The organism is Enterococcus sp. JNUCC 77 (assembly GCF_054819945.1).
On record NZ_JBTHIG010000001.1, the window covers coordinates 1,187,695 to 1,199,831 of the forward strand.

General features: G+C 36.0%; 9 protein-coding genes. 4 read left to right on the forward strand and 5 right to left on the reverse strand.

The window, feature by feature from the left end; translation table 11 throughout:
* Window positions 1-49: 49 nt before the first annotated feature.
* Window positions 50-634 (forward strand): ribosome biogenesis GTP-binding protein YihA/YsxC, encoded by a 585-nt coding sequence (gene yihA / locus ACVWNY_RS05940; protein ID WP_218325395.1) that lies wholly within the window; start codon window positions 50-52, stop codon window positions 632-634.
* A gap of 47 nt (window positions 635-681) precedes the next feature.
* Here yihA and ACVWNY_RS05945 read toward each other — a convergent pair whose 3' ends face one another.
* A complete protein-coding gene (locus ACVWNY_RS05945; protein WP_454071819.1) occupies window positions 682-831 on the reverse strand; it encodes an SPJ_0845 family protein in 150 nt (49 codons plus the stop codon).
* A 136-nt stretch (window positions 832-967) separates the two neighbouring features.
* On the opposite strand from ACVWNY_RS05945, the gene ACVWNY_RS05950 reads away from it, so the two are divergent.
* On the forward strand, window positions 968-2,296 hold the full coding sequence (locus ACVWNY_RS05950; protein ID WP_218325393.1) for a hypothetical protein: 1,329 nt from the start codon (window positions 968-970) through the stop codon (window positions 2,294-2,296).
* Between the two features lie 70 nt (window positions 2,297-2,366).
* Here ACVWNY_RS05950 and ACVWNY_RS05955 read toward each other — a convergent pair whose 3' ends face one another.
* The 4 genes from ACVWNY_RS05955 to ACVWNY_RS05970 form a co-directional block, all read right to left on the reverse strand.
* Window positions 2,367-4,295, reverse strand: coding sequence for a PTS fructose transporter subunit IIABC (locus ACVWNY_RS05955; protein ID WP_218325392.1), 1,929 nt, complete (start codon window positions 4,293-4,295; stop codon window positions 2,367-2,369).
* Between the two features lie 11 nt (window positions 4,296-4,306).
* A complete protein-coding gene (gene pfkB / locus ACVWNY_RS05960; protein WP_218325391.1) occupies window positions 4,307-5,221 on the reverse strand; it encodes a 1-phosphofructokinase in 915 nt (304 codons plus the stop codon).
* Window positions 5,218-5,970 carry a DeoR/GlpR family DNA-binding transcription regulator gene (locus ACVWNY_RS05965; RefSeq protein ID WP_218325390.1) on the reverse strand — a complete coding sequence of 251 codons (753 nt, stop codon included), beginning with the start codon at window positions 5,968-5,970 and terminating at the stop codon, window positions 5,218-5,220. The genes pfkB and ACVWNY_RS05965 overlap by 4 nt, the downstream gene beginning before the upstream one ends.
* A gap of 106 nt (window positions 5,971-6,076) precedes the next feature.
* The gene (locus tag ACVWNY_RS05970; protein ID WP_454071820.1) at window positions 6,077-7,618 is read right to left on the reverse strand and encodes a ClC family H(+)/Cl(-) exchange transporter; all 1,542 of its coding nucleotides are present in this window, start codon (window positions 7,616-7,618) and stop codon (window positions 6,077-6,079) included.
* Between the two features lie 147 nt (window positions 7,619-7,765).
* Between ACVWNY_RS05970 and pcrA the strand changes: the two genes are divergently transcribed.
* Window positions 7,766-10,000 (forward strand): DNA helicase PcrA, encoded by a 2,235-nt coding sequence (gene pcrA, locus ACVWNY_RS05975; RefSeq protein WP_218325389.1) that lies wholly within the window; start codon window positions 7,766-7,768, stop codon window positions 9,998-10,000.
* A gap of 48 nt (window positions 10,001-10,048) precedes the next feature.
* Window positions 10,049-12,073: an NAD-dependent DNA ligase LigA gene (gene ligA / locus ACVWNY_RS05980; RefSeq protein WP_218325388.1), complete on the forward strand. Its 2,025-nt coding sequence runs from the start codon at window positions 10,049-10,051 to the stop codon at window positions 12,071-12,073.
* Window positions 12,074-12,137: the final 64 nt, after the last annotated feature.

Genomic DNA, 12,137 nt, shown 5'->3' on the forward strand with positions numbered 1-12,137 from the left:
AATATCCATGTTAAAATGAAATTTATACCATTGTATAAAGGAGAAAATGATGAAAGTTCATAATGCAGAAATTGTTATCAGTGCCGTTGCTCCCAAGCAGTATCCTGAAAGTCAACTACCAGAAATTGCTTTAGCGGGACGTTCAAATGTAGGCAAATCTTCATTTATCAATACACTGATTAATCGAAAAAACTTGGCGCGAACTTCCAGCAAACCTGGCAAAACTCAAACATTGAATTTTTACCTAATTGAAGATAGTTTATATTTTGTAGATGTTCCTGGTTATGGTTATGCGAAGGTTTCAAAAACGGAGCGAGCAAAATGGGGGAAAATGATTGAAACGTATATTACCAGTCGGGAACAATTGCGGGCAGTTGTCTCTTTAGTGGATATGCGTCATGACCCTAGTGTCGAAGATATTCAGATGTACCAATTTTTAAAATATTATAATATTCCAGTGATCGTTGTTGCTACAAAGGCCGATAAGATTCCTCGGGGAAAATGGAATAAGCACACAAGTAGTATCAAGAAAAAATTAGATTTTGATGGAAATGATGATTTCATTATTTTTTCTTCTGAAACAAAAGAAGGAAAAGAGGCTGCTTGGACGGCAATTGAAAGCTATCTAAAATAAAAAGACTGACATTTAGCCAGTCTTCTACTAAAGTAAGTCGAACTGACTTACTTTTTTTTATTTTTTTTTTTATCTTTGTCTTCTGGTTTTAAAAATTTTTCGACATCTTTATTGCTCTGTACTTTTTTTTCAGGGACAACAGCAAAATTTTCAAAAAGTTTATCTAAATCATTGGTTCTTTCAAATTTTAAGCCCATGATTTCACCTCCATAATTTCAATATTAGTTTAGCACGTTTATTTAAAAAAACAACTACCAAAAAAATGAGCATTACTTTTTTAGGAACTTTTAATAAATTACGCTATACTATAAGTAGTAAAAGGAGGGATCAGCAATGGAAAAGACGGAATTATTGTATTGTGTAAACCACCTAGATCATTTAGAAGATGGTAAAATCCAAGAATTTGTCAGAGATTGGGTAATCATGTCTCGCTTATTGCTGGAACCTGTTGAAATGGTCGTTGATGGCGTAAGACAGCCTTTTGATTTAATGGCTTTACATCAAATGATTGATTTGCTACATGATAAAGAAGATTGTCGGATACGATTAATAAAAGGACCACATGAGACGACGTTGCATATTTTAGGTCATAGTTTAGTTGAAAAAACGTTAATAGATCATCAAGTCTTTAAATATTGGGAGTTAATCTATTTTGATTACTTAAAAGGGCGGGTAAAGGATTATGGCGTGTTTGGCTATATGCGGTCTTATGATGAATTTCTATATCATAATGTCAGTGATCTGCAAAAACGACAAGCTTTTCAAGCGAGTGAAGAAATTGATAAATTACCAAAAATGAAGACAATTGATGGAGAAATAATTATCGACTGTAATCAATTTTCAGGATACGATGTTTTTTATAAAGGCTTTTGTTTAACTTCCTGTTGGCGCGTTTTCTTTGGACCAGCATATCAACAATTTTTTCCGCAACAATTACTCTTAGAAATACAGCAAGTTGATCGAGCCGAAAAATTAGGTAAAGGTATTTTTATCGAAATTTTTAAAAATCCATTACATTGGGCTGAAGTCAGCAATCTCCATTATCAAAAGATGTTTCGTAACCAGCTGGGTATTGCGCAACTTTCTTATACCAATGGGGTAGGAGTGTTAGAACAACCCTTTATTGAATTTGCCTTTGAACAGTCAACCGTTCAAACGGTGCAGTATCAAAATGATTTATTTCAACCAATCGAAAAGAAGAAAGCGACTTTTTTCGTAACAAGAACCTATGATTATTTAAAGGATGATTATTCTGTTACTAGAATGAAGGGGAGTTTGAATGCACTGGCCTATTTTCCTTGGATTGATAACGAGAACAAACAAATGATGAACTTTAAAGTACTTTATCCAGAACTCACAATTGATCAGGGAGTAAGCGCTTATCGGTATTATATTGAAGACTATTTAGATGTTAAAATTACAGATTTACAATTAAAAAATTTTTTACCAGTACTGCAATTTTTTGTACCAAGACAATCAATCGAAAAATTTCCATTGAATGAATTGAAACAAGCTATTCCAGGCATTTCTATTCAAGAAGTAAAACAAAAAACTGAGGGCATCTCTTTATTACTTAAACATGAAAGTCAAAACTTGAAAGTCTTGTTTATCCCGCAAAAATTTGAAACTAAGGAAAAGCAGATGCGTATTATAGACGTATAAAAAAAAGCTTGAATTTTGTAGCGACCTAGTTTGAACTACTAGAGTCGCTAAATTTTTCAAGCTTTTTTGATTATTCAGTTACAGCTGAAGCTGCTGGTTTTTTAACTAATCCATAGATCACACCAGAGACGATGGCGCCAATCGCAATAAAGATTAAATAGAGTACTGGATGACTTAATAATAGAACAACGAAGATTCCGCCGTGAGGGGCTAATAATTTAATACCGAAAGCACCGACTAGTCCACCAGTTAAAGCAGAACCAACTACGAAACTTGGAATAACACGAATTGGATCGGCTGCAGCAAAAGGAATCGCACCTTCTGTTACAAATGATAAGCCCATTACGATATTTGTTAAACCAGCATCAATTTGGCTTTTTTCAAATTTACTTTTGAATAAACGAGTTGCCACGAAAATTGCTAAAGGAGGAACCATACCGCCAGCCATGACTGCTGCCATGACGATTGAACCGCCAGTTGCAACTGTTGAAGCAAGCGTTGCAGTACCGAATACATATGCAGCTTTATTAATTGGTCCACCTAAATCGACTGCCATCATGCCGCCTAATAAAGCGCCAAGTAAGATTGCATTTGATCCACCTAGACCAGATAAGAAACCATTTAGACCATCATTGATAGCTTTCATCGGTACATTGACTAATAACATTAAAAATCCAGTAATCAGTAATCCAAAGAATGGATAGAATAAGATTGTTTTAATACCGTCTAATGATTTTGGTAAGCCTTTAAAGACTTTTTTCAAGAAGACAATCACATAACCAGCTAAGAAACCACCAATTAAAGCGCCTAAGAAACCAGCACCACCTTGATTAGCTAAGAAACCAGCAGCAAAACCACCAATTAAACCAGGACGGTCAGCAATACTTGAAGCAATAAATCCGGCTAACACAGGTAACATGAAGGTAAAGGCAGATTGTCCAATTTGATTGAACCAACTAGCCACTTGGTTATAGTTACCTAAGTTTGCTAATTCAGCGGAAGGAACGCCAATAAATTGATCAATCATGAATGACAAGGCAATCATAATTCCGCCACCAATTACGAATGGCAACATATGAGAAACGCCGTTCATCAAATCTTTATAAATATTTTGTCCAACTGATCCACTTTCTTCTGTGGATTGAGAAGCGGTTTCTGATCCATCGCCTTTAAAAGTTGGTGCATTACCACTTAAAGCAAGATTGATTAATTCTTCTGGTTTACGAATGCCATCTGAAACCGGACGGTTGATTAATTCTTTTCCAGCAAAACGATTCATTTCTACTTTTTTATCTGCTGCAACGATAACGGCATCAGCACGAGCGATATCTTCATCAGTTAATCGGTGTTTGATTCCTTCTGAACCATTTGTTTCAACTTTAATATCAACGCCCATTTCTTTCGCTTTTTTCTTTAAAGCATCTTCTGCCATATATGTGTGGGCGATACCAGTAGGGCAGGCTGTAACAGCAACGATATAGCGACGATTAAAATCTTTTAACTCATTTTCTGCCGCTTCTTCAGCTTTTTCTTCTGCTTCTTTGGCTTTTTCAGCTGTATCAAATAAATTTTGAACTTCCTCAGGTGTGTTAGCTTCTTTTAATTGTGCGACAAAATCAGGATCAATTAATAATTTCGAAAGAGAAGCTAAGGCTTGTAAATGCGTATCATTTGCACCTTCTGGAGCAGCGATCATGAAGAACAAGTAGCTTGGTTGACCATCAAGAGCTTCGTAGTCTACGCCATTTTTACTTTTAGCAAATAAAACTGTGGCTTCTTTTACAGCACTATTTTTAGCATGGGGCATTGCAATACCATCGCCTAGACCAGTTGAAGTGAGTGCTTCTCGTTTAAGAATACCTTCTTTGTAAATTTCTACGTCAGAAATTCTACCTGCATCGTACATTTTTTGGACCATTTCATCAATTGCGCCTTGTTTATCAGTTGCTTTTAAATCCATGATCATTGCATCTTTTACTAATAAATCTTTGATATCCATTTTTTCTCCTCCTATTTCACCTTAGTAATAATAACTTCAGGTAATAATTCTTGAATGAAATCAGCTGTTGCTAAATCATCTGAAAATGTCGTTGCACTGCCGCAAGCGACGCCCCATTTAAATGCTTCAATTGGGTCTTTCGATTTAACAAAAGCACCAACAAAACCAGCAATCATTGAGTCACCAGCACCAACTGAATTTTTTACTGAACGTTTTAATACATTAGCTGAGTAAACGGCATCGTCAGTAAATAGTAAAGCACCATCACCTGCCATTGAGACAAGTGCGTGTTTTGCACCAGTAGCTAACAATTTTGCACCGTACGGGAAAATATCTTCCACTGAATCAAAAGTTGTCTCGTATAATTCAGCCAATTCGTGATTGTTAGGCTTCACTAAAAGTGGACCGCTTGGTAAAGCATCCATTAAATCTGCTCCAGTAGTATCAATCACAAATTCAGCACCAGTTGACTTAATCACTTCTATTAATTCTTGGTAAAAGCCGGTTGGCACACTGGCTGGTTTACTACCAGATAAGACAACTACATCATCTTTGGTGACATCTTTTAAAATTTGTTTTAGATGTAACATTTCTGCAGTTGAAACATCTGGGCCTAAGCCATTTATTTCAGTTTCTTCAACTGCTTTTAGTTTTATATTGATACGCGTATCGTCACTGACTTCAGTAAAATTGGTTTGAACATTCTCTTCTTTTAGCCAACCTTTAATAAAGCTTCCAGTAAAGCCGCCGATGAAACCTAAGGCAGTAGAAGGAACATTGATCCTTGCCAAAATTCGTGAAACATTAATTCCTTTTCCGCCAGGTAATTTAAAATCATTTTTCATGCGATTGATATCGCCAATCTTCAACTGATCTACATGTACAATATAGTCAATAGAAGGATTTAGTGTCACTGTATAAATCATACAGAAACCTCCTTAATAGTAGTTTGTTTAGCGATGTCAGTGTAAAGTTCAGTCGGACATCGATCAGTGAGAATGATTGCTTCAGAAAGTTTAGTAATTTGAACAAATGTTGTTTGATTAAATTTAGAATAATCTGCCAAAATAAATGCTTTTTCGGACTGTTGGATAGCTAGTCGTTTTAGTGCTGCTTCTTCAGGATCTGGCGTGGTGTAGCCGGTTTTTATTGAAATACCATTAGTTCCGACAAAGGCTTTATCAAAACGATATTGACTCAGTTGCGCCATCGCTTGAGAGCCGATAACAGCATCAGTTTTTAATTTGATTCGGCCGCCTAAAACAATTGTGTTGATTTGATGTTCAACTAATTTTGCAGCCAGACCAACTGAATTGGTCACAACAGTGACGACAATATCTTTTAAATAAGGAATAAGTTCGATTGTTGTTGTTCCTGCATCTAAATAAATAATATCGCCATCATCAATTTCTTGACTGGCTAATTTTGCAATTGCTTGTTTCTGTTGAATGTTTTTGAATGATTTTTCAGAGAAGGCAGGCTCATCATCTAAAAATTGCATTTTCGTTGCACCACCGTGAACTCGCTTTAAATGACCATCATCTTCTAATTCTTGTAAATCACGACGAATGGTTGACTCTGAAGCCTGTAAACGATTCATTAAATCTTGAGATTTCACAACATTATGTTCATCTAATAATTCTAGTATTTTTTTTCGTCGCTCTTCTGTAAGCATTTCCATTCCTCCTCAAAAACATCATAGCACAATTAAATGACCTAATCAATCAAAAACATTCAAAAACGTCCATAAACATTTTTAAGAAAAAAACCAATGATTACGGTCATTGGTTTAGTTGCGAATAGGTTGTAATTGATTTTCTGATGTTAGATAGATTACCTTCGTCGGTTAAAATCATTAAAATATCGCCGGCTTTCATGACGGTATCACCATGAGTTAAAAGTTCATTTGATCCACGTAGAATCGAGATTAGTAACATTTCTTGTGGCCAATTAAAATCGCGAACCAAGATACCATCTAAATTACTCTCGGCATTAACAGGAAATTCAAAAACTGTTTTAATACCAGTAATACTGGGACTATTGTGTTTAACCAAGCGTTCCAACAGAGATTCATAAATCGGGTTACCACCTAACCAGTCATTCATAATATATGCACATAAGGAACAAACGGCTAAAGGCATCAAATGTGTTATGTTGCCGACCATTTCTGTAACTAGAATGATGGCGGTCAATGGTGCTTTTCCAATCGCAGTGAAGTATGCTGCCATTGCAAAAATTGCAAAATCACGAATATAGATACTTTCAACGCCAAAAAATTGATGAATTAAAGTGCCGTATATGGCGCCTATAATAGCTCCTAATGTCAAAATCGGTAAAAATATTCCTCCTGGTAAGCTTGCTCCATAAGAAATCATCGAAAAAACAAAACGCAAAAGAAATAAGCCTAATAAAAATTGCATCGAGAAGTTGTTTAGACCTAAAGAAATAATAATTTGATTCCCACCACCAAGATAGTGAGGGAAAAAAATTCCAATGGGAATAATTAGGATAAAAGGAATCAATCCGTATAAAAATTCTGGTAAATGTGTTTTTTGATACCAACTAGCTAAGGACAATAGTACCTTTTGATAGATGAAGCCAAATATCCCTAGTAAGGCACCTAAAAGAATTAAATGTCCATAATATTTTAAAGGTAACGAAGGGACTTCAGAAAAAAATAGAACCGGTTTTAAACCAAAAAAATTTAATGAAATAATATTGGCACTTAATGCAGCAGTTAAGGATGTAATCCACATGAGTGGTGAAAAGCTATGATGAATTTCTTCGAGAACAAATAATAGTCCAGCCACGGGTGCATTAAAGGCAGCTGATAATCCGGCAGCAGCACCACTGGAAATGAAAATTTTCTTTTCAGCTGGGGTGGCTTTAAAAAAATGCCCAAATCCTTGGCCAACTGTTGCTCCTAGTTGAATAGACGGACCTTCTCGACCTAGAAATAAACCTGAGCCAACTGAGAGGACACCTGTTAAGAATTTTTTCCATAAGACAGCGAACCAATTTTGATGGATTTCCCCCTGTAGTTCTCCTTCAACTTGCGGAATCCCGCTTCCTTTAATATCAGGCTCCGATTGAACAATTTTCCCAACAAAAATTGCACAAAATATCATGAGAATCAGCCAGGGAATGATGTACCAACGGTGAATTTGCAAAAATAAATAAATCCCAACAATTTTTTCACCTGCTACCTCAATCAATAATCGAAAGAGACTTACGATGATCCCAGAAATACCACCAATGATTAATCCTTTTAAAATGAATACTAATTTTGTATGATCTAATTTTTTTATTTCGTGTTCTTTCATTTGTTTCACCTCCTAATGCCTTATTTAATTTAGCTCTGTTTTTTCAGAAATTCAAGAGAATATTTCATAAGTTAAGGGTTGTCAGTTTTATCCCTCTTTTTTAGATGTTATAATGGGTGAGATTGAAATGATGAAAGGAAGTTTTGCATGCCAAATAAGCAAGAACTTTTAACTGGACTTAATCCAAAGCAAAAAGAAGCGGTGCTTCATACAGAAGGCCCGCTTTTAATTATGGCTGGCGCCGGTAGTGGGAAGACGCGGGTTTTAACTCACCGTATTGCCTACTTAATAGAAGAAAAAGAAGTTAATCCTTGGAATATTTTAGCGATCACTTTTACCAATAAAGCTGCTCGTGAAATGAAAGAGCGGGTCAATGCTATTTTAGGAAAAGGTGGGGAAGATGTCTGGGTTTCAACTTTTCACTCCATGTGTGTGCGAATTTTAAGAAGAGATGTCGATGCGATTGGTTATGACCGGAATTTCACAATTTTAGATGGCTCTGACCAACTCTCCTTGATGAAACGTATTTTAAAGGATCTTAATATTGATCCAAAAAAATATGATCCCCGTTCAATTTTAGGGACGATCAGTAATGCGAAAAATGAGTTAATTACACCGGATCAATATGCTGAAATGCAAGGCTCTTTTTTTGAAGAAATTGTCGCTCGGTGTTATGAATCTTACCAAAAAGCTTTGCGTAATAATCAAAGTATGGACTTTGACGATTTGATTATGAATACAATTCGGTTGTTTTCTGAACATGAAAATGTCTTAACTTATTATCAAAATAAATTCCACTATTTGCATGTGGATGAGTATCAAGATACGAACCATGCTCAATACACTTTGGTTAATCTTTTAGCCGCTCGTTTCAAAAATTTATGCGTTGTTGGTGATGCGGATCAAAGTATCTACGGTTGGCGTGGTGCTGACATGCAAAATATTTTGGATTTTGAAAAAGATTATCCTAATGCCAGTGTGATTTTATTGGAGCAGAATTATCGCTCTACACAAAATATTTTACAGGCAGCCAATGAAGTAATTCAAAACAATTCTAATCGGCGGCCAAAAGATTTGTGGACTGATAATCAATCAGGGGAACAAATTACTTATTATCGTGCTGACAGTGAACGAGATGAAGCACAGTTTATCGTTAGTGAAATCCGTAATCAAATGCATCAAAATAATCGTAATTTTAATGATTTTGCAGTGTTGTATCGGACCAATGCACAATCTCGTGTAATTGAAGATACTTTAGTTAAAGCTAATGTTCCTTATACTATGGTGGGTGGTCACAAGTTCTATGATCGCAAAGAAATCAAGGATATTATTGCTTACTTAAATATTATTAATAATCCAAGAGATGCGGTGAGTTTTGAGCGAATTGTCAATGTACCAAAGCGGGGAATTGGTCCAAGCTCAGTTGATAAATTACGGGAGTTTGCAGCTATTCATGACTGGTCTTTGGTAGAAGCTGCTCAAAATGTCGATTTAGCTAATATATCAGGTAAAGCTGGTCGCAATTTGGCTGAATTTGGAGAAATGATTCGCCAATTCCAAGAAATGATTATTTATTTGCCAGTGACGGATTTAGTAGATCAAATTTTAGAAAAAACCGGTTATTTAGCCGAGCTGAAAAATCAGCGTACTTTAGAAGCAGAATCGCGACTAGAAAACTTAGAGGAATTTAGATCTGTTACGCAAGAATTTGATAAACGATCTCAGCAAGCTGTTGAGGATGGTGATCAACCAGAAGAAAAACTAGCCGTCTTTTTAAATGATTTAGCTTTGGTTTCAGACTTAGATGATTATCAAGAAGAAAGCGCACAAGTAACATTAATGACACTACATGCCGCAAAAGGATTAGAATTCCCAGTGGTCTTTTTAGTCGGAATGGAAGAGAAAATTTTTCCATCAAGTCGTTCTTTAATGGAAGAAGCGCAATTAGAAGAAGAACGTCGTTTGGCCTATGTTGGGATTACACGAGCAGAAAACCAATTGTACTTGACTAATGCTTTTTCACGAACTTTATATGGTAAGACTCAATACAATTCTCCCTCTCGTTTTGTGGCAGAAATTGATGACAGTCTATTAAACCAAACGGGTATTCAGGCGCAACCAACAAAATCAAATAGTCCATTCCAATCTTATCAAAAACCCAAGTATCAGCATGCTACCAAACCAGCAGTTCAAAGTAAACAAGCTTCTGGTGGAGAAAATGTAGCTTGGCAATTAGGTGATAAGGTTGCCCATAAAAAATGGGGAACTGGTACTGTCGTAAAAGTTAGTGGAAATGCTCAAGATATAGAATTAGATGTTGCATTTCCCCAACAAGGAATTAAACGTTTATTGGCCGCCTTTGCTCCAATTGAAAAAATTTAATTAAAAATGTGTCAATAAATTACTTAAGCAAAATAACAGGAGGTTACTATGGCTGAAATGACTTTCCAACAAGCCGAAGAAAAAAGTAAAGTATTGCGAGAAGAATTAAATCAATATGCGCATGAATACTATGTAGAAGATAAACCTTCAGTGGAAGACTATGTTTATGATCAAAAATATCAAGAATTGGTAGATTTAGAGACTCAATATCCTGACTTAATTACCGAGGATTCACCCACGCAACGAGTAGGCGGTGTGATCTTAGCTGGATTTGAAAAAGTTGTTCATGAGACGCCACTTTATAGTTTGAACGATGTTTTTAATAAAGAAGAATTGGTGGCATTTGATGAACGAGTTCAAAAAGCAGTGGGGCATCCAGTTAGTTATTGTTGTGAATTAAAAATTGACGGTTTATCCATTTCTTTAAAATATGAAAATGGCCGTTTTGTCCAAGGGGCAACTAGAGGAGACGGTACTGTTGGAGAAAATATTACTGAGAATTTGAAGACTGTAAAATCTATTCCATTAACTTTACCTGAGGCTTTGTCAATCGAAGTTCGTGGAGAATGTTACATGCCGAAAGCTTCTTTTGTTAAATTGAATCAGAAAAGAGAAGAGGAAGGCAAGGAAGTTTTTGCCAATCCACGAAATGCGGCAGCTGGAAGCTTACGTCAATTAGATACTCGAGTAGCCGCCAGTAGAAATTTAAGTACTTTTCTTTACACTTTAGCTGATTTTGGTCCGCTGGCTGCTACAACTCAAGATGATGCTTTGAATGAAATGAGTCGTTTGGGTTTCAAAGTCAATCCAGAGCATCAAGTTTATAACACGATTGATGAAGTTTGGGCTTATATTGAAAGTTACCATGAGAAAAGAGCTGATTTAGCTTATGACATTGATGGGATTGTAATAAAAGTGAATGAATTCTCTTTGCAAGATCAATTAGGCTTTACCGTCAAAGCGCCTCGTTGGGCAGCAGCTTATAAATTCCCACCAGAAGAAGCTGAAACAACTTTAAATGATATTGAATGGACAATTGGTCGAACAGGTGTAGTAACACCGACTGCAATCATGACGCCGGTTCGCTTAGCTGGAACAACAGTCGCCAGAGCAAGTCTTCATAATAGTGATTATATTAAAGCAAAAGATATTCGGATCAATGATGTGGTGCGTATTTATAAAGCGGGAGATATTATTCCTGAAGTTGCACAAGTGATTTTAGATAAACGACCAGATGATAGTCAACCTTATGAGATTCCAACCCATTGTCCGGTTTGCAACAGCGAATTGGTTCATTTAGATGAAGAAGTTGCTCTACGTTGTATTAACCCAAAGTGTCCAGCGCAAATTAAAGAAGGTTTGAGTCATTTTGTTTCTCGAAATGCAATGAATATTGATGGCTTGGGACCAAGAGTGTTAGCACAAATGTTTGACAAGGGCTTAGTTACTGATGTAGCTGGTTTATATAACTTAGATAAAGAGCGGCTCCTGACACTAGATAAGATCAAAGATAAATCTGCTGAAAATATTTTAAACGCCATCGAGGCAAGTAAAAATAATTCAGTTGAACGATTATTGTTTGGCTTAGGTATTCGTCATGTAGGTGCAAAGGCAGCTGGTATTTTAGCAGAACATTTTGGCGATTTAGCTCATATTGCAAAAGCTAGTAAGGAAGAAGTCATCACCTTAAATACTTTAGGTGAGACAATTGCGGATAGTTTAATTACTTATTTTGAAAATCAAGAAGTCCATGAATTAATGGCGGAATTAGAAAAATACGGGGTGAATTTAACTTATCTAGGTGTTCGTCAATCTGATTTAGAAGAAGTCGATTCAGTATTTAAAGGAAAAACAATCGTTTTAACTGGTAAATTGACTGAGTTTACTCGAGAAGAAGCAAAAGAACAAATCGAACAATTAGGTGGTAATGTCACTGGGAGTGTGTCGAAGAAAACTGATGTTGTTGTAGCAGGTGAAGACGCGGGTAGTAAATTAACCAAAGCGCAAAATTTAGGTGTGACTGTTTGGAATGAGTCACAGCTGGTTGATGCATTAAAGGATGCACAAACTTAACAAAAACTCATATTTTTTTCAGAAAGACAGTTGACGATAGCAAGAACTATTGAGTATCATAGAC